Origin of the sequence: Trinickia violacea (genome assembly GCF_005280735.1) — a bacterium.
GTDB lineage: Bacteria > Pseudomonadota > Gammaproteobacteria > Burkholderiales > Burkholderiaceae > Trinickia_A > Trinickia_A violacea.
This window is the reverse complement of record NZ_CP040078.1, coordinates 1,534,637-1,556,001: the sequence shown is the minus strand read 5'-3', so window position 1 is coordinate 1,556,001 and position 21,365 is coordinate 1,534,637. Positions and strand designations below refer to the sequence as shown.

18 protein-coding genes and 1 pseudogene are annotated in these 21,365 nt (G+C 63.7%); 6 read left to right on the top strand and 13 right to left on the bottom strand.

What is annotated here, in order from left to right:
* Positions 1-4: 4 nt before the first annotated feature.
* On the bottom strand, positions 5-679 hold the full coding sequence (locus FAZ95_RS29120; RefSeq protein WP_137335912.1) for a histidine phosphatase family protein: 675 nt from the start codon (positions 677-679) through the stop codon (positions 5-7).
* 133 nt (positions 680-812) lie between these two features.
* Positions 813-1,712 (bottom strand): LysR family transcriptional regulator, encoded by a 900-nt coding sequence (locus FAZ95_RS29115; RefSeq protein ID WP_137335911.1) that lies wholly within the window; start codon positions 1,710-1,712, stop codon positions 813-815.
* Positions 1,713-1,959: 247 nt separating this feature from the next.
* On the opposite strand from FAZ95_RS29115, the gene FAZ95_RS29110 reads away from it, so the two are divergent.
* Complete coding sequence (locus FAZ95_RS29110; protein ID WP_254700330.1) at positions 1,960-3,666, top strand: thiamine pyrophosphate-dependent enzyme; 1,707 nt, start codon at positions 1,960-1,962, stop codon at positions 3,664-3,666.
* Positions 3,667-3,707: 41 nt separating this feature from the next.
* Here the strand turns inward: FAZ95_RS29110 and FAZ95_RS29105 are convergent, their stop codons facing one another.
* From FAZ95_RS29105 to FAZ95_RS29095, 3 genes are all read right to left on the bottom strand, one after another.
* On the bottom strand, positions 3,708-4,835 hold the full coding sequence (locus FAZ95_RS29105) for a branched-chain amino acid ABC transporter substrate-binding protein (protein WP_437437794.1): 1,128 nt from the start codon (positions 4,833-4,835) through the stop codon (positions 3,708-3,710).
* A 157-nt stretch (positions 4,836-4,992) separates the two neighbouring features.
* Positions 4,993-6,354 (bottom strand): amidase, encoded by a 1,362-nt coding sequence (locus FAZ95_RS29100; protein ID WP_137335908.1) that lies wholly within the window; start codon positions 6,352-6,354, stop codon positions 4,993-4,995.
* Positions 6,355-6,359: 5 nt separating this feature from the next.
* On the bottom strand, positions 6,360-7,052 hold the full coding sequence (locus FAZ95_RS29095) for a DUF2848 domain-containing protein (RefSeq protein ID WP_137335907.1): 693 nt from the start codon (positions 7,050-7,052) through the stop codon (positions 6,360-6,362).
* 193 nt (positions 7,053-7,245) lie between these two features.
* Between FAZ95_RS29095 and FAZ95_RS29090 the strand changes: the two genes are divergently transcribed.
* Both FAZ95_RS29090 and FAZ95_RS29085 read left to right on the top strand, forming a co-directional pair.
* Positions 7,246-8,187, top strand: a complete 942-nt coding sequence (locus FAZ95_RS29090) for a LysR family transcriptional regulator (RefSeq protein ID WP_137335906.1) — start codon at positions 7,246-7,248, stop codon at positions 8,185-8,187.
* A 31-nt stretch (positions 8,188-8,218) separates the two neighbouring features.
* Positions 8,219-8,761, top strand: coding sequence for an ureidoglycolate lyase (locus FAZ95_RS29085; RefSeq protein ID WP_137335905.1), 543 nt, complete (start codon positions 8,219-8,221; stop codon positions 8,759-8,761).
* A gap of 6 nt (positions 8,762-8,767) precedes the next feature.
* Here the strand turns inward: FAZ95_RS29085 and FAZ95_RS29080 are convergent, their stop codons facing one another.
* Together FAZ95_RS29080 and FAZ95_RS29075 are read right to left on the bottom strand one after the other, a co-directional pair.
* Positions 8,768-9,106, bottom strand: coding sequence for a response regulator (locus tag FAZ95_RS29080; RefSeq protein WP_254700329.1), 339 nt, complete (start codon positions 9,104-9,106; stop codon positions 8,768-8,770).
* 77 nt (positions 9,107-9,183) lie between these two features.
* Positions 9,184-9,822 (bottom strand): response regulator transcription factor, encoded by a 639-nt coding sequence (locus tag FAZ95_RS29075; RefSeq protein WP_137335903.1) that lies wholly within the window; start codon positions 9,820-9,822, stop codon positions 9,184-9,186.
* A 248-nt stretch (positions 9,823-10,070) separates the two neighbouring features.
* On the opposite strand from FAZ95_RS29075, the gene FAZ95_RS29070 reads away from it, so the two are divergent.
* Complete coding sequence (locus FAZ95_RS29070; protein ID WP_217497483.1) at positions 10,071-12,587, top strand: PAS domain-containing sensor histidine kinase; 2,517 nt, start codon at positions 10,071-10,073, stop codon at positions 12,585-12,587.
* 28 nt (positions 12,588-12,615) lie between these two features.
* Here the strand turns inward: FAZ95_RS29070 and msrA are convergent, their stop codons facing one another.
* From msrA to msrB, 3 genes are all read right to left on the bottom strand, one after another.
* Positions 12,616-13,353, bottom strand: a complete 738-nt coding sequence (gene msrA, locus FAZ95_RS29065) for a peptide-methionine (S)-S-oxide reductase MsrA (protein WP_137335901.1) — start codon at positions 13,351-13,353, stop codon at positions 12,616-12,618.
* 47 nt (positions 13,354-13,400) lie between these two features.
* The gene (locus FAZ95_RS29060; protein WP_137335900.1) at positions 13,401-15,260 is read right to left on the bottom strand and encodes a cytochrome c biogenesis protein DipZ; all 1,860 of its coding nucleotides are present in this window, start codon (positions 15,258-15,260) and stop codon (positions 13,401-13,403) included.
* An 81-nt stretch (positions 15,261-15,341) separates the two neighbouring features.
* Positions 15,342-15,854 (bottom strand): peptide-methionine (R)-S-oxide reductase MsrB, encoded by a 513-nt coding sequence (gene msrB / locus FAZ95_RS29055; protein WP_137335899.1) that lies wholly within the window; start codon positions 15,852-15,854, stop codon positions 15,342-15,344.
* A 200-nt stretch (positions 15,855-16,054) separates the two neighbouring features.
* Between msrB and FAZ95_RS29050 the strand changes: the two genes are divergently transcribed.
* Positions 16,055-16,801, top strand: coding sequence for a response regulator transcription factor (locus FAZ95_RS29050; RefSeq protein WP_137335898.1), 747 nt, complete (start codon positions 16,055-16,057; stop codon positions 16,799-16,801).
* Positions 16,798-18,291 carry a sensor histidine kinase gene (locus FAZ95_RS29045; RefSeq protein ID WP_137335897.1) on the top strand — a complete coding sequence of 498 codons (1,494 nt, stop codon included), beginning with the start codon at positions 16,798-16,800 and terminating at the stop codon, positions 18,289-18,291. Before FAZ95_RS29050 ends, FAZ95_RS29045 begins: the two co-directional genes overlap by 4 nt.
* A 68-nt stretch (positions 18,292-18,359) precedes the next feature.
* On the opposite strand, the gene FAZ95_RS29040 is transcribed toward FAZ95_RS29045, so the two are convergent.
* From FAZ95_RS29040 to FAZ95_RS29030, 3 genes and pseudogenes are all read right to left on the bottom strand, one after another.
* Complete coding sequence (locus FAZ95_RS29040; protein WP_137335896.1) at positions 18,360-19,706, bottom strand: glutamine synthetase family protein; 1,347 nt, start codon at positions 19,704-19,706, stop codon at positions 18,360-18,362.
* 15 nt (positions 19,707-19,721) lie between these two features.
* Complete coding sequence (locus FAZ95_RS29035; protein ID WP_137335895.1) at positions 19,722-20,276, bottom strand: helix-turn-helix domain-containing protein; 555 nt, start codon at positions 20,274-20,276, stop codon at positions 19,722-19,724.
* Positions 20,277-20,290: 14 nt separating this feature from the next.
* Positions 20,291-21,269, bottom strand: a pseudogene (locus FAZ95_RS29030) (NAD(P)/FAD-dependent oxidoreductase).
* Between the last annotated feature and the right edge of the window lie 96 nt (positions 21,270-21,365).

Here is a 21,365-nt window from a genome sequence, read left to right as displayed (position 1 = left end):
GAGGTCAGCCGTAAGTGACGAATTCATGCCGGTCGGCGCGTTCGAGATGTGGCACGCCATTGAGGCTGACGAGCGACATCGCGCTTTCGTTAAAGACATACTGGCAAACGCTGCTGTTCCGAATCTGCATGTTCAGTGCAATCGCGGCGGCATCGGGCGCCTGCAGAACCTGTTGCGCCGTGACCGCGATCGGGCCACCGGAACTCACCACGAGAACACACCTGCCGCCGCTGCGCTGGATGTCGCTGCGCGCACGCTCGACGCGCGCCTGGAACTGCCGCCATGTCTCCGGAACGCAGCCCGGCAATCGGTCGTCGGCCCAAAGCTGAAGCACGTGCTTGAGCCCTTTGTAGAAGTCCTTCTTTGAGCTTGCGGCCGTCATACCCGGTGCCAAGTCCGCTTCACCGAGCGCCGCGAACAACGCCTGGAAGTCGTACTCGTTCAAGCCCGCGTCTGGCGCGATCTCCGCTTGCGGCCCCTCCATGGCGTCGAGAATGGCGTCGGCGGTCTGCCGATGCCGCCGCATCGTTCCAATGACCACGCGATCGAATCGCAACTTCGCCTGCGCAAAGTACTCGCCCAGCCAATGCGATTGGGTACGCCCGGAAGGTGAGAGCTCGTCATAGTTTTCGGCGCCGAACGACGCCTGGCCATGCCGTACGAGATAGAGTTCTGCCATGCCATCCTCGCTTCAACTTGGATAGCAGATTACCTAGCGCCGCGTCATTCAGGAAATTTATTGTTGTGATAGCGGGCCATAACTATTCGTGACACCGAGTGCACAGGCTCCACGCCTGCTTCATCCGGCCCGGCTACCGGTTCTTTTCCCGCATGAGACGCCCAATCTGCTCGCGCAGCCAACGATGAGCCGGGTCTCCCGTCACGCTTCGATGCCAGTAGCAATGCGTCTCGAGATCCGGGAGATCGAACGGCAGTTCGAGGATACGCGCGTCATACCGCTGCAGCAGCACCAGGGGAGCCGTGAGGACGAGATCGGTTCGCATCGCGATCAACGGGGCGACCAGATAGTGTTGAACCCGTGTCTGAATCGATCGCCTCAGGCCCATCTTGTTCAGTTCGGCGTCGACGAGACCCGTTCCTTGCGGGCGGCTCGAAACATGGACATGACCGAACCCGAGGTAGTCGTCGATCGTCAGCTTTTTCTTGGTGTACGGATGGCCGTGGCGCAGCATGCAGGCGTAGCGGTCGCGGCCCAGCGGCTCTTGTTCGAGGTAGGGGTCATCGATCAATGGCGCGTCGATCGCCAGATTGACCGCGCCGCTGGCCAGCGCTTCGGGCACCTCTCGACGCGTCGTGAAGTAGCTTTCGATGCGCATGCCGGGCGCGAGCCGCTGCAGCACCTCCTGCAAGGCCGGCAGCAGGAGCGCTTCCGTGAGGTCGGTCATGCTGAGCCGAAACGTGCGCTCGGAGGTGGCGGGGTCGAAAAGTCCTCCCACGTGCGTGCTCGAATCGAGCAACTGCAGCGCCTCGCGCACCCGGCCGATGATGTTCTCCGAAACCGGAGTCGGGATCATGCCGCTCGATGTGCTGACAAAGAGCGGATCGTCGAACGCTTTGCGCATCCGCGCCAGCGCGTTGCTGACAGCTGGCTGAGTGATGAACAGCATCTCGGCCGCGCGTGTCAGGTTTCGCGTTCTATAGACCGCTTCGAAGACAACGAACAGATTCAGATCGACCTTTGACAGAGGCATGTCACGTTCCCACAAAGAGTGCTGGCGCCGGGGCAAATGATAAGCCGCCGGACGCTCCGGCCCAACCGTAACGCAATCGAAAGCGAACCTATACCAAGGTATGTATCCAGCGCACCCGCTAGGACGGTGGGCGCGACCTTGAGATCGCCTTATCGTCAACGCTTCAGGGGAGCGATTTTCACGGCCTGCGTCGCCCCGCATGCCTTTCCCCACTCGATCCTCATTCAAGCCGGAGATAGATATGGGTATGAAAGTCGCAGAGATCATCGTCGAGGTTCTCGAGCAAGCGGGCGTCAAGCGCTGCTACGGCATCGTAGGCGATACGCTCAATCTCTTTGCCGAGAACCTGGAGCGCAGTTCCATCGAGTGGGTCCATGTGCGCCATGAGGAGGCCGGCGCCTTCGCCGCGGGCGCGGAGGCGAACTTCACCCACAACCTGACGGCGTGCGCGGGCAGTTGCGGCCCGGGCAGCCTGCACTTCATCAACGGCTTGTATGAGGCGAACCGCAATCGCGCCCCTGTCGTCTTGATCGCGAGTCAGGTGACGATGAGCGAGATGGGTTTCGAGTTCATTCAGGAGGTGGACTTCAAGTCAGTGTTCAAAGAATGTTCCGTGTTCTGCGACATGATCCTGACGGCCGATCAAGCCAGGAAGAAGACCGTGATGGCGTGCCAGGCCGCCTTGGCCAAGCGAGGCGTCGCCGTGCTGATCGTGCCGGTCGACATCTCCCACGGCGAAGTGTCCGACGATTTTCCGTATCGCGTTCACCATAGCCGCCCGACTGTCCGCCCGAGCGACGCGGAGATCGACGAGATCGCGCGGACCCTCAACGCCGGCAAGAAAATCGCGATCTATGCGGGGTCCGGCTGCGAGGGCGCGCTCGACGAAATCGTGGCGGTCGCCGACCGCCTCAAGGCGCCGATCGCCCACACGTCTCGCGCCAAATGTTTTCTCGAGCCGGGCAATCCCTACAACATCGGCATGACGGGCATCCTCGGGAACGAGGCCGGCTATAACGCGCTGCTCGAATGCGACACCCTGCTCTTGCTCGGCGCCGACTTTGCGTGGCGTCAGTTCTACCCCGACTCGGCCAAGATCGTTCAGATCGATCTCGACCCCACGCATTTGGGCCGGCGCCATCACATCACGCTAGGCGCGGTCGGCGACATTCAACCCACTCTGGAGGCGTTGCTGCCGCTCCTCGAACGCAAGGAGGACGCCTCGTTTCAGGAGAAATACGTTCAGCGCTACACCGACACGATGGCGTCGACAAAAAAGCAGCTCGTGCCCGGACACAACGACAGCATTCCCGGCTCGTATCTGACGTCGCTGATCGACGAATACGCCGCCGATGACGCGCTCTTTTGCGCAGACGACGGCTCGCCGATCGTGTGGGCGCTCCGCTTGCTCCAGGCCAACGGAAAACGCGAGATCTTCGGCAGCCTTCTGCACGGCACCATGGCGACCGCCCTCCCGAGCGCGCTAGGCATCCAAAAGGCGGCGCCCGGCCGCCAGGTCATCGCCATGTGCGGCGACGGCGGCATTACGATGCTCTTCGGCGAGCTGCTCACCGCGATCCAGGAAGAGGTGCCGATCAAGATCGTCGTGTTCAACAACGGCAAGCTCGGCTTTGTGGAAATCGAGCAGAAGTCCGAGGGCATGCTCGACACGTTCACCAAGCTCAAGAATCCGGACTTCGGCAAGGTGGCCGCCGCCATTGGCCTCTGGGGGAAACGCGTACAACACGCGTCCGAGCTGCCGGCGGCCATCCAGGAGTGGCTGGCCCAACCCGGCCCCGCGCTGCTCGACGTCCTCACCAATCCGCTCGAACTGGTCAAGCCGCCGTTCTTCGAAGCGAAGCCCGTGATCGGCATGGCGCTGTACTCCGTTCGCGCGGTGCTGAGCGGCCGCGGGGCCGATGTGCTGGAAATGGTGCGTGAAAATTTTCTTTGAGCCCTAAGTGCACGTAAAGTGCGGCGGCGTCACGCTGCGCTCTACATTTTGATGACGTCCATCACGGTCTTCTTCTTGTCCTTGAACTGGTAGATCGTGATGGCCGCGTCTTTCAGATCGCCGTGCGGATCGAACGCGATTTTGCCGATCACGCCGTCGTACTGCGTGGCGGGCATCGCGGCCAGGATCTTGGCGCGATCAGTCGAATCGGCACGCTTCATTGCATCGTAGATTACGTAGACGGCGTCGTAGGCGAAGGGGGCATACGCATCGATCGGCACGTTGTAGCGCGTCGTATAGCGTCGCTCGAACTCCTGCCCTTTCGGCATCTTCGAGAGCGCAAGGCCGGCTTCGGAGCACACGACGTTGCCGATCGCGTCGCCGGCAAGGCTCACCATCTTGTCCGTGCATGCGCCGTCGCCGCCGAGCACGCTTGCCGTTATGCCGAGGTTCGCGGCTTGCTTCACGAGCGGCCCGGCCGTCGCGTCCGAACCGCCGTACATGATGACGTCAGGCCGCAGCCCCTTGATCTTCGTCAGAATCGCGCGGAAGTCGGTGGCCTTGTCGTTGGTCGCTTCGCGCGTGACGATGGTGGCTCCGTGCGCCGTCGCGGCCTTCACGAACTCGTCGGCCAGCCCTTGCCCGTAGGCCGTCGAATCGTCGATCACGGCAATCCGTTTCGCGTGCAGCGCGTCGAGCGCGTAGCGCGCGAGCGCCGGCCCCTGCAAGGCGTCCGTCGCGACGACGCGAAACGTCGTCTTGTAGCCCTGCTGCGTGAATGCGGGGTTCGTCGAGCCCTGCGAGATCTGCACCACCTGCGCTTCGCTATAGATGCGCGAGGCCGGAATCGATACGCCAGAGTTGATATCGCCGACCACGGCGACCACACCTTCATCGACCAGCTTCTGCGCCACCTGGGTTCCCGTGCGCGGATCGGCGGCATCGTCCTGCGAGTCCAGTTGCAGACGCACCGGCTTGCCGCCGATCACCGGGTGCCGGCTGTTGATTTCGTCGATGGCGAGACGCGCCGCATTCTCGCTGTCCTTGCCCATGTTGGCGAGTTGGCCCGTGAGCGGCGCGGCGTGGCCGATTAGCACGACGGCCGGCGTGCCGTCGGCGGCGTGCGCCGACGTCTGAATGGCGGCCAACGCAACGACGCCGGCGATCAAGCGAAAAGAGCGGAAAGTTGGGTTCACGGTCTGCCTCACTTCGGAAATGTAGGGTGAAAGGACGCGCTGTCGACAAGCGCTGCGCCTGAAAACCAGTATTCGTGCGCCGTAATTGCGCGTCCAACGACAAATTTCTTTCGCTGCCGATAAACAAACGTTATGCCGGCACGACTGGGACGACCGGCGCGCCGGTCCGCAACAACGCTTCGACGCTGCGCGCGATCGCGAGAATCGAGGCGTCGGCGAGCGCCGGCCCGCAGATCGACAAACCGACCGGCAGTTCGTCTTCGTGATGGCAAGGCAGCGTCAGCGCGCAACCATCCATGAAGTTCACGACACTGGGATTGCGCAGCACTTTCGCGTTCGTGGCAAAGAAAGCCTCGTCGTGTTCGACGTCGGCGAGTGCAGGCGGCACGATCGCAACCGTCGGCATCAGCCATGCGTCGAACCTTGCGAGCCTGGCTCGCGCGTCGCGCACGAAGCGCTCGCGCGCGGCGAGCAGATCGATGTAGTCGGCGGCGCTGCGCCCTTCCCCCACTCGCAGCCGCTTGAGCACGCGCGGGTCGTAGGCATCGGCGTCGCGCGCGACGTGCTCGCGATGCCAGGCCCACGCCTGCGCGGCTGTGATGCCGGCGAGCGGATGACGGCCGGCCACCTCATGCAGCTCCGGGAAGGCGAAGCGCTCGACCGACGCGCCCGCGCGCCTCAGCCTGTCGATCGTGCGATTGAACGCCGTGCTCACGGTGCCGTCGAGGTCGTCAGAGACATAGTCCGACGTGATGCCGAACCGCAGTCCCGCCAACGCGCGCGGCGCCGTATCGAGCGACTGCCCCGAGACGATGGCATCGACGAGCACGCAACAGTCGACGCTACGCGCGATGGGCCCGATCGAATCGAAAGACGCCGACAGCGGCACGATGCCGTCGAGCGGCACGCGCCGCGCGGTCGGCTTGAAGCCGACCAGCCCGCAGAATGCGGCGGGAATGCGGACCGAACCTCCGGTGTCGGTGCCGAGCGCGGCGGCCGCGTGCCCGAGCGCGACGGACGTCGCCGCTCCCGAGCTCGAACCGCCCGCCAGACGAGTCGGGTCGACAGGATTCAGCGGTGTTCCGAAATGCGGATTCACCCCCAGGCCCGAGAACGCGAACTCGCTCATGTTCGTGCGGCCGGCGAACACGGCCCCCGCCTCACGCAGCCGCGCGACGGCAGCCGCATCGCGAACAGCGGGCGCGGCATCGCGCAAGATGCGCGATCCCGCTCTCGTCACCTGGCCTTTGACGTCGAACAGATCTTTCACGGAAACCGGCACGCCTGCCAGCGCGGACGGCACATAACCGCGATCGCGGAAGGCGTCGCTGCTCGCGGCCGCCTCGCGCGCCGCCGACCGGTCGACCTGCGTATAGGTCGATCCCCCTCGCGCAAGATCGGCATCGATGGCGGCGAGGCTCGCGTCGAGCAACGCCCCCGCCGATACGGTCCGGGTTGCAAGCGCCTCACCTGATTGACGGATCGTGTGCATCGCGGTCACTCCGTATGCGCGAGCGCATCGACCGAATAGCGATGGCGAAGGCTGCGCCCGAGCACGGGATCGTGCAGCTCGAGTTCATAGCCACGCGCGAACGTCAACGCACCGAGCACGGGTTGGGTGCCGCAAAAGAGCACCGTGTCCGCCAACATCGACGTCGCGCCAAACGCGCGGCGAATCAACGCGTCCGGATGCATCAGCCGCGCGAGCGTGCCTTCTTGATAGAGCGTGCGCGCGCCATTCGAATCGACACGCCAGCTGCGCGCGATCAGCGCATCCCAATGCACCGCCACTTCGGCAAAACGCCAGAGCGTCCGCCCGATGGGCTTCGCGCACATCTGCTTCGACACCGCCACGTCGTAGCCTTCGACCTTGCGGTCCGTGTGATCGGAGCCGATGCCGACCAGCAAGCCCTCCGCTTCCGATTGCACGAGCACGACTTCGACCTCACCCGACGAATGCTCGCCGATCACCTCGATGCGCTCCGACGTCGTCAGCAACGAAGGCGCGACCTCGTAGAAGCACGGCACCGTCGACGGCCGGCGCACACCAATCGCTTCCAGCTCGCGGATATGATGCTCGACCTCGGCGCTATCGCGACCGGCCCAGCCCGCGATCACGAGCCGGTTCGCCGTCACTTCCATCGCTTCCCTCGATACGCCGCCTTCGACTTCGCATGTCACTTTCTTCATCGCAACGTCCTTTCCAACGTCTTTTCGTTTCACAGCCGGACCGCCGGCACCCGCATTCGTTGCGAAGTGTTGGCGCGCGCCGCTCGCCTGTCCAACAAATTAAAGTTGTCGCGCGGATGAAAATTTTCTTGTCACATGGCGCCGGCCTCGGCGCTACACTGGGCCATTCCCGCAAGCCTCGTCAGGGCCCTGAATGAATCTGCGATTTCTGGAAACGTTCGTCTGGCTGGCGCGGCTGCGCAGCTTTCGTCTGACGGCCGAGCGGCTGCACGCGACACAAGCCGCGATTTCCAGCCGCATTTCGGCGCTCGAACAGGAGCTCGGCGTGCGGCTCTTCGAGCGCGGCCCCAAGGAAGCGACGCTCACCCAGGACGGCACCAAGGCGTTGCCGTTTGCCGAGCAGATGCTCAAGCTGAATCAGGCGATGCTCTCGGCCGTCGGCGACCGCTCGAAGGTGTCGGGATTGCTGCGGCTAGGCGCGATCGAATCGATCGTTCATACGTGGCTGCCGGATCTCCTCAAGCGCATCAGGGAGGAATATCCGAATCTCGTGATCGAGTTGACGAGCGACACCACCGCCAATCTGTCGACGCAACTGGTGAACGGCCACATCGACGTCTCGTTTCAAACGACGAGCATCGCCGGATCGGACATGACAAGCGTCGCCCTCGGCAGTCTTCCCATGCGCTGGATGGCAAGCCCGGCGCTCAATCTGTCCGCGCAGGCGCTGACGGAGACCGAGCTGGCCGCTTACCCCGTAATCAGCTTTGCGCGTCATTCGCCGCCGCACGAGTTCCTGACGGCGCTGTTCGCCGCCAGCGGCGACGTGCAGGTGCAAATCAATTGCTTGTCGTCGGTGGCGGCGATCATCCGGCTCGTCGTCGACGGATTCGGCATCGCCGTGCTGCCTCCCGCGTTCGTCATGCGCGAACTCGAAGCCGGTCAATTGCAGCTGCTGCAAGTGACGCATCGAGTGCCCGCGCTGCCGCTCGTCGCCGCGTTTCCGCGCACGCCCGACAGCCTGCTTGCCGAATCCATCGCCCGGCTCGCGCTCAATGTCGTGCTCGACTTCAGCCTGAAGCATGGGCCCGAGTTCGCACTGTTCCCGCCGACCGCTGCCGACTCGCGCGTCTGATCGATCCCGTCATCCACACACCTATCCCGACATGCCGACCGCACCTTCCATTCCGATCGAACCTCTTGATGCGACACGCTGCGAACCTTATGGCTGGATGCTCGGCAAGCCCGTCCGCACCGACGGCGACACGCCATCGTTCGTCAGTCCCGCGTCGGATTTCTGGCGCGAGCATGTGTTCGACACCGGCACGCCGGGCGAAACGGAAATTCTCTGGGTCGCCTACCGGAATCGCGACAGAACCATCACGTCGCTGGAGATGCATCGATTGACGCAGCAGGCCATCGTCCCCTTGACGGCGCCCGTCATCCACCTCGTCGCGGCCTCACTGGAAGATGGCGAGCCGGACTTGAATTCGCTGCGCGCGTTCGAGATTCCAGTCGGCAAAGGTCTTTGCATGCGGCCGAACATCTGGCATGCAACCCGTGTGATGGACAGGGATGCCACTTGCTTGATGCTGACCCGCCCTTCGACGACCTATGACCTGGTGGTGCATCTGAAGACGGGCGCGCCGGCTTGTGAGAGCGCGATCAAGACGATCGAGACGCGCACGCTCGACGCCGGGAATCGCTGACTCACATCATGGAGTCACGTCATTGAGACGTTCCAGCAACGCATCGCCGTCAAGCGGCTTCCGAAAAAAACCAACGGCGCCTCGCTGAAGAAAGTAGTCGTCCGAATGCTCGCTCGGCCTGCCCGTAATGATGATGACGGGCACCGGCGCCGGCGATTCGGTGCTTCGTTGCAGCACCTGAAGCCCGTCTATCGGACGCATGCCCAGGTCGGTGATGATGCAGACCAAGCCCGAGTGATCCGCCGAAAAGAACGCTTCCGCATTTTCGTAGAGCCGTGTCAGGTAACCGCCGGACGCCAGCAGATTGGCAAGGGACATCAACACGCGCCGGTCGTCATCGATCACGGCAACGATTCGAACCGGAGGCTTGTGCATGTTCGACCTCTGGCTCGATACGAATGGGGACGCAGCGGCGACGGCTTTCAGGCTTCGGACGCCGCGGCAGGTGGCGTCTCGAGCCGCAGTTTGCCCGCCTGCTTGACGAGCGTCGCAAAGGAATCCGCCTGCATCTTCTTCATGATGTGCCCGCGATGCACCTGGACGGTATATTCGGTAATGCCAAGAATCCCCGCGGCCTGCTTGTTGAGCAGACCCTGCGCGAGCAGCGGCAGGAGCTCCTGCTCGCGAGGCGTCAACGTTTGATAGCGCGCCTCGAGCGCCGCCGCATCCGCCGCTTCTCGCCGAAGCACACACGCCTTGGCAAGCGCGGCGTCGACGGCGCGCATCAGCACATCCTCGTCGATCGGCTTGGTGAGGAAGTCGACAGCGCCGCCCTTCATCGCCAGCACGGTCGATGGGATGTCGCCGCGTCCCGTGACGAAAATAACGGGGATGTGCGAGTCGCACGCGACCAGCTTCTGAACCTCCAGGCCGCTCATGCCCGGCATCCTCATATCGAGAATGGCGCACGCTACCGCATCGCCAAGCGGCGCGTCCAAGAACGCCTTGCCCGAACTGAACGCGCGCACGCTTTTTCCGTTGGCGCGCAGCAGCGCCGAGAGTGCTTCGCGCACTCGCGCATCGTCGTCCACTACGTAGACCGCTTCGTCTGCGGATTGCATGGAACCTCTCTTTCACTGCGCGCCGAAGCAAAAATTATAGCGATTCGACCTACCCGCTAAAAGCACGGCGACCGCGTTCCTAATTACATGAATATGTAATTCCGCAATCGGACAGATCGACGTAAGCTCGGCGCTTGAGCGTGCCGCGAGGAAGAGGCCGCTATCTTGCTTGACCTGACGAACGCGAGGGTGACTTGCTTGACATGGAATTATCACGTTCATCTCGGGCTCCCGCCCTCTGCGCCGCTGTGGCCGGCGCATCCGCGACGGCAGGATGGCTCGACCCCGTAGCGGGCTATCTCAGCCCGGTCATCGTCGTTCTCTTCACGCTGTTCCTCGGCCGCAGCTTTGGACGCCTGGCGGCAGGCTTCGCTTCCCTCGGCATCGTCGGTGCGACGCTCAGCGCACATTCCCTTGCTCTGAGCGCGAGTTCGATCGTCCACTCTGCCATCGCCATTGTCGCCGTATGGATTTGCGCCGAAATCGTGTCGCGTCGCCCGCTCCAGCCGGGCTCGACGGTCAGGCTGAAGGACCATCCCTTCGATCTGCCGATCGACCAGTTGAGCCGCTTTATCTGGTCGAGAACCGGTGACGGCCAACTCGAGTACGTCAGTCAATCGATCCTCGACTACAGCGGACGAACGTTCGACGAACTTCGTCGCTTGTTCACCCTCACCCATCCGGACGACGTCGGGATTCCCGTCGCCGCCTTCGCCCGGGCCCAGGAGACCGGGGAAGCACAGGAATACCAATGCCGTTACCTGTCCGCTGCCGGATCGTACGAATGGTTCGCCGCCGTGCTTCATACGCAGCGGGACCGGCACAACCGGCCGATCCGCGTCTACGGCATGCACTGGAACATCAACAAGCAAAAGCGCCAGGAAGAGCAGCTTCGCCGGCGAAACCAGACGCTCGAAACCATGAACGAACTCTGCCCGGGCCACATGTGGGCAGCGCTGCCGGATGGCTCCATCGAATATCTGAATTCCAGCCTGCGCGACTACATCGGCAACGCGGACGCACCGCCGTGCGAAGCCTATTTCGCCGCGATTCATCCGGACGACGTTGCCGCCTATGACGCGCACTGGAACGTGCTCAAAGCCGGAGGAGACCCCGGGGAACTCGAAATCCGGATGCGGAGCACGGATGACGCGTATCGCTGGTTTCTGTACCACGTCAAAGCCGTCAGCGACGAGGGCGGACAGCTACTGCGGTGGGTCGGCGTGGGCTGGGACATCCATGACCGCAAGTCCGCGGAGTCCCGCCTGCGAACGAAGGAAGAAGCCTATCGGCGCATCGTCGACTGTGTTCCGGCGTGTGTCTGTGTCGGCAATCCAGACGGCGAGCTCGTGTATGTCAACAAGGTCGGCGTCGCCGCGTTGGGCAAACCCATTGATGACATCATCGGCGAGCGCTGGATGGCGTTCATCCACCCGGACGATGCAGACTTTGCGCGCAGCCAATGGAAGGCGCACATCGCGGCGCGCAAACCGGTCGATGTCACCGTGCGAATGCAGCAGCACGACGGGGTCTACCGTTGGCAGCACCTGCTGGCCGAACCCCTGCTCGACGACAACGGAGACGTCATCAACTGGTACCTCATCGGCATTGAAATCGACGAGGCCATCAAGGCTCAGGAAGCCTTGACAGCAAGAGAGCATCAGCTTCGTGAAATTACCGAGACCATTCCCGGCATGATCTGGTGCACCGACCCGCAAGGGCAGCCTACCTACGTCAATCGAAGAACGCGCGACTACACCGGCGTCGAAGTATCGGATCTCGTGGACCTCGGCTATCAAAAGTCCATTCATCCAGACGATTGGGACGACATGATTCGGGCCTTCACGCATGCGATCGAGAGCGGCGAGCCGTACAGCCACGTCACCCGGCTGCGTCGAAAGGATGGCACCTATCGTTGGCATCAGCAGACGGGCGAGCCGATGCGAGATGCGAACGGCAACATCGTCCAGTGGTATGGGCTCAGCCTCGATATCGATGAGCCGAAGCGCGCCGAAGACCGGCTTAGACAGACTCAGGCGAAACTTGCCCGTGCCACCCGGATCGCCACCGTTGCGGAGCTGTCCGCCTCCATCGCTCACGAGCTCAATCAGCCGCTGACCTCCGTCATCGCCAATGCCCAGGCTTGCAGGCGTTGGCTCGGAGCGTCTCCGCCGAACTTGCCCGAGGCGAAAGCATCCGTCGACAGCCTGATTCGCGATGCGCGCTCCGCCGACGAAACGATGCAAAGCATCCGTGCGCTATTCAAGCGGCAGACGTTTCAGAAGCGCGAACGGAACGTCAAGGACATGGTGCTCGAAGCCGTGCGTCTGCTGCGGGAAGACGAGACCAAGCGCAGCGCGGAAATCGACTTCGACTTTCCCGATGACCTGCCACCCGTGTTCGTCGATCAGATACAGATCCAGCAGGTGCTGATCAACCTCATCTCCAATGGCATCGAGGCCACGGAGAACACCGGCCGTCCGCCGACAATCCGGATCGCGGCAAGCGCGCAGGACGAGCAGTCCGTCGTGCTTGAAGTCGTCGACAACGGCTCCGGCATCCGCGAAACCGACAGCATCTTCGATCCGTTCGTCACAACCAAAACGAAAGGAATGGGCATCGGTCTCGCGGTATCCCGCTCGATCGTCGAAGCCCATGAGGGCCGGATTAGCGCGTCCAATAATGCCGGTTTCGGGGCGACTTTTCGCGTCGTTCTTCCGGTTGGGCCTTATTCTCTTCCTCAGCAAGCGGTAGAGGCAGGCTAGGCCGCCCGGTTCTGCACAGGTAATAAAACTAGTTGCTCACTTTCAGCAGCACCGGGTCGTTGCGATACAGGTCGGGAAACATGTGCTTCAGTTCGCTCACCTTCGGCAAATCGTTGATCACGATGTACGGGTAGTCGGGATGGTTGACGAGAAAATTCTGGTGGTAGGCTTCCGCCGGATAGAACCCCTTGAAGTCCTCCACGCGCGTGACGATCGGCCCCTCGAACACATGCGCCTTTTCCAGTTGCGCGATGTAGGACAGGGCGATACTGCGCTGCTCGGGATTGGCTGGGAAAATCGCCGAGCGATATTGCGTACCGTGATCGGGGCCCTGGTAGTCCAACTCGGTGGGGTCGTGCGCCACCGAGAAGAAAATCTGCAGCAACCGTCCGTAGGTGATCTGAGTCGGGTCGTAAGTGATCTGCACCGACTCCGCGTGTCCCGTCTTGCCATCGCTGACGGTTTCGTATTGCGCCGTGTTGGCCGCACCGCCCGTGTAGCCCGCGGCGACCTGCTTCACACCCCGCACGTGTTCGAATACGCCCTGGACACCCCAGAAGCAGCCGCCTGCGAACACGGCCGTTTCGCTATGCGTCGCGACGACTTTTTCGTCCTGGGCAGGCGGTGGAATCTTAGTCGCGGCTTCAGCAGAATTCGCAATGCGCTGCGCGGCGAAGACGCTCGCCGCAATGGCGGCGCAAGCGGCGAGTCTGGCAAAGCCCGAATGCTTGCTCCGGGGAGCCTTGGGTGTGGAGGTCGTGTGCATGATGTCAGTCCTGCAAAAAGTGGTTGATCTACGCCGCCCGGCCTGGATTAGCCGAACGTGAATGCATACGCTTGCACGCCGGGATCCAGAAACTCGATCGAGAACGTGTGATCCGCGACATCGCCCGTTTGTCGAACAAGTTGGTAAAGACGCTGTTCGGTCACGGTGCCGCTGCCGTCGGCGGCGACGTCCGACCCGTGAGCGGCGCCGGGCGCCGCGCCATCCACGCTCACGCGAAAGCGGACCGGCTTGCCGTCCTTGCCCGGACCCAGCACGAGGTGCAGATCGCGTGCATGAAAGCGATAGACGATGCGCCCGGAGGCGGCCGCGAGCGTGGCGTGTTCGGCGCCCACGTTCCATGCGCCTGCCAGCCCCCAGTCGTTGACGGCGGGCTGTGTTGGCGCCGAATAGGTGTGCACTTTGTCCTCAGCCTCACGGCCGGGCGACGCGAAGTTCTCCGCGCGCTCGTAGCCGATATAGGTTTCCGGCGAGCGGATATCGGCGTTGTCGGCCGCTGCCTCCACGCCTTGCGCGCTCGTACCGGTGATGCCGAGCGCGACCTTCGACGCGCTCGGATGGCCCGCTTCGGCCAATAACTGCTGAATCACCTGTTCCGATTCCGCATAGTCGCCTTCGCCAAAATGGTGATGGCGAATCCGCCCCTGCGCATCGACGAAATAGTGCGCCGGCCAGTACTCGTTGTTCAGCGCGCGCCAGATCGCGTAGTTGTTGTCGATGGCGACGGGATAGTCGACGCCGAGATCGCGGGTGGCCTTCTTCACGTTGTCGATATTGCGCTCGAAGGCGAATTCCGGCGCGTGCACGCCGATCACGACGAGGCCCTGCTCCTTGTATTTCTGCGCCCATGCTTTGACGTAGGGCAGCGAACGCAGGCAATTGATGCACGAGTACGTCCAGAAGTCGATCAGAACGACCTTGCCGCGCAGGTCCTGCGCCGTGAGCGGCGGTGAATTCAGCCATTGGACGGCGCCGTTCAGCGGCGGCAACACGCCTTCGACGGGCAACGGGGCCGCGTCTGCCGGGGCGACCTGCGCGGCAGCGCGCATCATCGCGCCCGAGTCGACTGAGGCGCTTGTAGCCGCGGCGGGGTTGGCGGCCATCACGGCATCATGGCCGGCTGCGTTGGCCGGCGTCGCACCGGGTGAGAGCTTATCCACCAGTTTCTGTTCGATGCCGCCGGTGGCAACGGTCGATACACGCGCCAGCACGCCCGTGTCGAAGCCAAGCGCAATTGCCGCCACGCCGCACAGCATCGCCGCACCGATTCCGCGGCGGATCCATTCGCCTGCGCCGAGAGAGCGCTTCATCGCCGTGAACAGCCGCCCGCCAATCAGCAGCGCCAGCGCGAGCGACGTCGCCGCGCCGGCCGCGTAGGCCAGCAGCAGCAGCGTCGTGCCGGCGCTCGCGCCCCGCAGCGCCGCACCGGTCAGGACCAGGCCGAGAATCGGACCGGCGCACGGCGCCCACAGCAAGCCGGTCGCGATGCCTAATAGAAACGACGATCGAAACGATGAACGAAACGACGAACCTGCGCGAGCCTGCTGACCGCCGCCCTGGGCGAAGTTCGACAGGCGATTGCCGGCGCTCACCAGCGGCCGCATCAGATGGTCCGCGAAGCGCGGCAGCAACAGCGTCAGTCCGAACACGGCGAGCAACGCAATCGCGAGCCAGCGGCCATATTGGTTAGCCTGGGTGACCCAGCCGCCGCCCACCGCAGCCAACGTCGCGACGAGGGCGAACGTCAGCGACATGCCCGCGAGCAACGGCAGCCCGCTGCGCACGAACGGCTGATCGGCGCGCGCAAAGACAAACGGCAGCACCGGCAGGATGCACGGACTGAGAATCGTGAGGGCGCCGCCGAGATAGGCGAGAACGATCAGTAGCATGTCGGTTCCGGGCGTGGGTGCCGGCCGTTGGGTTGTCGTTGAAAGAACGGCGGGTTGAGGGCACTCGTTCAGGACGCGCGCTCAGGCGGCGGCGGGCGTGAAGATCATCGCCACGCCGTTCATGCAATAGCGCAGCCCCGTCGGTCGCGGACCGTCGTCGAACACGTGACCGAGATGGCCGCCACAGCGCCGGCAGTGGACCTCGGTGCGCGACATGCCGAATGAACTGTCTTCGCGCGTCGCCACGGCATGCTCGAGCGGCGCCCAGAAACTCGGCCAGCCGGTGTGGCTGTCGAACTTCGTGCGCGACGCAAACAGATCGAGCCGGCAACCGGCGCAACTGAACATGCCCGCGCGATGCTCGTCGTTCAGCGGGCTGCTATACGGTCGCTCCGTGCCTTCCTGACGCAGCACCGCATACTGTGACGGTGTCAGCAACTGGCGCCATTGCGCGTCCGTATGCACGACTTCGAAACTGCCGGCCGGCTTGCCGGCCTCCGCCGGTGCGGCCGCCAGCGGGCGCCAACGGCCGGCTGCCGCCAGCGCCGCCACGGCTGCCCCGCCTGAAAACAGGAAGCGCCTTCTGCTTTGCATGATGAGCTCCTTGACGCGAATCTGCGGAAAGTGGCCCCATCCTAGAGCGCCGGGGATGTCGAAGTCCTCACGAAAAGTTAAATTAATTGTGATAACTCGCCGGCCGGAAATTTTGCACAATGGCGCAATGGGCGGCTTTTGCTCGCGCCCATTGTTTTCAACGCTTTGAACCTCGTTCTCACTCGCGTCTGAAGCCCTCCATGGACCACCCCAAGCGCATCCTGATCGTCGAAGACGACGTCGACATCGCCAACGTGCTGAGTCTGCATCTGCGCGACGAGCGCTACGAAGTCGTGCACAGCGCCGATGGCAACGAGGGGCTGCGCCTGCTCGAGCAAGGCGGCTGGGACGCGCTGATCCTCGATCTGATGCTGCCCGGCGTCGATGGCCTGGAAATCTGCCGGCGCGCCCGCGCGATGACGCGCTATACGCCGATCATCATCACCAGCGCGCGTTCGAGCGAAGTGCACCGGATACTCGGCCTCGAACTCGGCGCTGACGACTACCTTGCCAAGCCGTTCTCGGTCCTCGAACTGGTGGCTCGCGTCAAGGCGCTGCTGCGACGCGTCGAAGCCATGGCGAAAGACTCGCGAATCGACGCGGGCAGTCTGCGCATCGCCGGCCTGACGATCGATCCGCTGACGCGCGAGGCGAGCGTCGACGGCAAGCCCATCGAACTGACGCCGCGCGAATTCGACCTGCTCTATTACTTCGCGCAGCATCCCGGCAAGGTGTTCTCGCGAATGGACCTGCTCAACGCCGTGTGGGGCTATCAGCACGAGGGCTACGAACACACCGTGAACACCCATATCAACCGGCTGCGCACGAAAATCGAGGCCGACCCGGCCGAGCCCGAGCGCATCCTGACGGTCTGGGGGCGCGGCTACAAGTTGGCCGCGCCGGGCGACTCGCCGGCACGCGCGGGTACCCCTCAGGAGGCGCCGTGAAGCTGACGCTGACCCAGCGGCTCTCGCTCGTTTTCTCCGCGCTGCTGCTGGCGTGCTGCGGTGCGTCGGCGTGGCTGCAGATCCGTTCGAGCGACCTGCACGAAAAGGAAGTCGTGCAAAGCCTGTCGCGAGGCCTCGCCGACCATATCGCGCACGGCACCACCCTGATGGATGCAAACGGCCTGCGGCCCGACGCGGTGCGCCAACTGTTCGGCCAGTTGATGATGGTGAATCCGAGCGTCGAGGTGTACCTGCTCGACAATCAAGGGCGCATCAAGGGCGACGACGCCCCCGCGGGCCACGTCAAGCGCACGCAGGTGGATCTCGCGCCGATCCGGCAATTCATCGCCGGCGATGCGTTGCCGATCCTCGGCGACGACCCGCGCAGCCTCGACGGGAAAAAGGTGTTCAGTGCCGCCCAGCTGCAATTGAACGGCCAGCAGCCATCGGGCTATATCTATGTGGTCCTGCTCGGCGAGGCGCACGACGCGCTCGCCGCACGCGTGGCCGCCAGCTCCGTTTTGCGCACCACGCTGTGGTCGATGGCACTGGTCGCGCTGCTCGGCCTGCTCGCGGGATTGATGGCATTTGGCCTGATCACGCGGCCTCTGCGCCGCTTGACCGAAGCCATGCGCCGCTTCGACGCCGACGGCGAGCCCGACACCCAGCCGTCCGTGCCGCGCTCGGCGCCGCCCGGACAGCGCGACGAAATCGCCGTGCTCGAAGCCACGTTCGCACAGATGGCGAAGCGCATCGGCGACCAGTGGCGTGCGCTGACAAGACAGGACCAGCAGCGGCGCGAGTTGATCGCCAATATTTCGCACGATCTGCGCACGCCGCTCACCTCTTTGCATGGCTACCTCGAGACGCTCTCGCTCAAAGCCGACACGCTCAGCGAAACGGAACGCAAACGCTATCTGGCGATCGCACTGGCGCAAAGCGTCAAGGTCGGGCGACTTGCGCAGGCGCTATTCGAGCTGGCACGGCTCGAACACGGCAACGTGCAACCCGCGCTCGAGCAATTCTCGCTGGTCGATCTCGTGCAGGACGTTTTTCAGAAATTCGAGTTGCCGGCCGAGGCACGACGCATCCGGCTGCGGGCAGGCATTCCCCCTCGCCTGCCGAACGTCTGCGCCGATCTGGGGATGATCGAGCGCGTGCTCACAAACCTGCTCGACAATGCGATTCGACACACCCCCGGCGACGGCCAGATCAACGTCGATCTCACACACAAGGACGGCAAGGTATCGGTCGAGGTCAGCGACACCGGTCCCGGCATTCCAGCGGAGCAGCGCGAAGGCCTGTTCGAGCGCCCGTTCATTTCGGGTGGCACGCATCGCGGCGGCGGACTCGGCCTGCTGATCGTGCAGCGCATGCTGCAATTGCATCACAGCCAGATACGGCTGGTCGAGGGTGCTGGCCCCGGCACGACGTTCTGCTTCGATCTGCCGGCAATCGAGAAGCCGATTGCCTCCGGCATCCCGCTCTGACTGATACGTGATGACAGGTCATCCACATACCCGCGTGGTCCCTTAACTGGCTGTGCCGCCGCATCGCGTTACAGGTACCACCGATACTCGCGCCCGCTGATCTCGTTTCTAAAATCGAGTTCCTCCTGTCGTTTGTTCTCGCAATAGACCATGACGAATTCGTTGCCCATCCCTTCTCGAACGGCCGCATGATTCTGCATTTCGGCAACGGCCGACAGCATGTCCTTCGGGAAGTCGATCCCGCTGCCGCGGTCCTCGTTCAACGGTGCGATCGGCTCGATGCCGGCATCGAGACCGTGTTCCATGCCGCTCAGAATCGCCGCGAGCACCAGGTACGGATTCGCGTCCGCACTCGCGAGACGATGTTCGATCCGCAGGTTTCTTGCATCGGATTCGGGGATCCGGATGCACGCGTCGCGATCCTCGAATCCCCAGCTCGCGCGGCTCGCCGTGTTCACCATCGAGCCGTACCGACGGTACGCATTGTGGTTGGGCGCGAACACCGGCATGCAGTGCGGCAGCCACTCGAGACAGCCCGCCACCGCATGACGCAGCGCACGCTGCTGGTCGAGCGCGAGCAGATTGCGGCCGGCCTCGTCGTAGAGGCTCACGTGCACGTGCATTCCGTTGCCCGGTGCGTGCAGGTACGGCTTGCCCATGAAGCTCGCGCGATAGCCGTGCTTCAATGCGACGCCGCGCGTGCTGCGGCAGAACATGGCCGACCAGTCCGCGGCACGCAGCCCGTCGTCGCAATGGCCGAAGTTGATCTCGAACTGTCCTGGCCCGAGCTCGGCCGTGATCACAGTCGCCTCGATCCCCTGCTCGCAGGCGACGCCGACCATCTCGTGCAGCACATCGGAGAAACGCGACAGCCGCTCGATATGCATGTTCGGCTGATCGTCGGGATCGCCGCTCAGGCGATCGCGCGGATAGCGTGGCATGCCGTCCTCGAGCTGCGCGTCGAATAGATAGAACTCGAGCTCGAATGCAACGACGGGCCGGATACCGCGCCGCGCGAGACGCGCCAGCACACGCGCAAGCACTTCGCGCGGCTCGAACTCGACGGGGGCGTCGGTGCCGTCGGTCGTGATCAGCATCTGGCCGAGCGGCTGCTTTTCCCAGCTCACCGGTTTTAGCGTGCCCGGAATCAGGCGGCGCACCGCGTCTGGGTCGCCGTCGTTGAAGCAGTAGTCACCGATCTTGTAGAGCCCGCCCTGCGTGCCGAGCAGAATGCAGTTCTGCGGCAGCTTGAGCAGCGAGCCCGACGCGACCCGTTCGAGCGCGTCGACCGGATAGCGCTTGCCGTAGAAGTGGCCGGGCAGATCGAGACAGATCAGATCGACATAGCGGATCTCCGGATGCGCGGTGCGAAACGCGCGGACTTCGGCAATCAGATCGTCAGTGGCGGCATGCATGGTTCTCTTCTCTGTTCAGGTGAAAACCCAGATGACCCGCGTCGGCTGGTCGGTGAGATTCGCGTAGCGCAAGCGGGCGTGCGCAGGCACTTGGAAGGCGTCGTTCGGTCCGAGCGTGACGGGCTCGCCGTTGTCGAGCCAAACGGTGAGTTCGCCTTCGAGCACGAAGCCGCCCTGTTCGTCGCGGTCGTCAATGGGACGCTCGCCACTGCTTGCGCCGGGCGCGAGATGGCTTTCGAGCATCGAGAAGCGCGCGCGCATGTTCGGAGACACCAGGACGTCCGTGATGCCCTCCGCGAAATACAGCGTGCGACGCTCTCCAGGACGCGTGACCCACGGCACCGAGCGGGGCTTGCTCAGGCTGTAGAAGTAGGTATGCGGCGTGTCGAGCGCGTCGCAGATCGCGGTCAGGTCGGCGACGGTCGGTCGCGACAACCCGCGCTCGACCTGCGACAGAAAACCAACCGAGCGCCCCATCCTGACGGCGAGTTCGCGCAGCGTGACCTTGCGATGCTTGCGCAGATCGCGAATCAGGATCGCCAGGCCTTCCATCTCTTCCTGCTCGTTCATCGTCGATTACCTCTTCAAACTGTGTCGCGCAATCGATACCACGCCTTGCCGATGGCTTCGAGCGGTGCGGCGAACCGCTCGCCGCCCGGAAAGCGGGGGTTGCTGATGTCCTGGTAGAGCGTGAGCAGCCGGTCGTCGCCAAGGATCGCATCGGCGACGGCCCGCGCCCCCGCGAGCGTTGGCAGTACGCCGTGCCCCGAATAGCCCTGCAGCCAGTAACGCTGCCCGTGGCGGCCGATGTCCGGCGTGCGGCGCATGCTGATATCGAGGTGCCCGCCCCACGCGAACTCGAGCTTCACGCCGCGCAACTGGGGGAACGCGCGTTCGAGCGGACGCCGCGTGGCTTCTGCGATATTCGCGGGGATGCCGCCGAGATACGTACAACCACCGCCGAACAGCAGCCGGTGGTCGGGGCTCAGCCGGAAGTAGTCGGGCACGAACTGATTGTCGATCACGCAGCTATTGCGCGGCAGCAGCGAGCACGCCAGTTCGGGATCGAGCGGTTCGGTCGCGACCTGGTAGGTGCCGACGGGCAGCAGCCGGCTCGCCAGTTCAGGGTCCAGCCGGTCGATATACGCATTGCACGCGAGTACGAGCACATTCGCCCGCACTTCGCCGCTCGCGGTCCGCGCGACGTAACCGGACGACGTCTCGCGGTAGTCGAGCACACGGCTCTGTTCGAAGATCCGGCCACCGGCGCCCTCAATCGCCTTCGCGAGGCCGAGCGCGAGCTTCAGCGGATTCAAGTGCCCGGCCTCCGGATCGTAGAGCGCACTGAGATACCTCGAACTGCCGATCCACCCGGGCATCTCGTCGCGCGCAATGACGCGCAGCCGATCGTAGCCGCAGCGCCGTGTGCAACCCGCTGAAACCCGCGCCGACGACCAGCACATCGGCCTCCAGACGGTCGTCAAGCGAGGGATGCAGCGGGATTGGCGCGGACAGGGTACCGGCGTAGTAGCTCGTCACGTGCTGGGCCGACTGCGCGAACATGAACGCTCCCGTGAAAATTCATGGCTGAAATTTCATGAAATACTGCCATTGAATTTTCACGAGCGCAAGGTTGAAACGGCAGGTGCGCGACTCCCG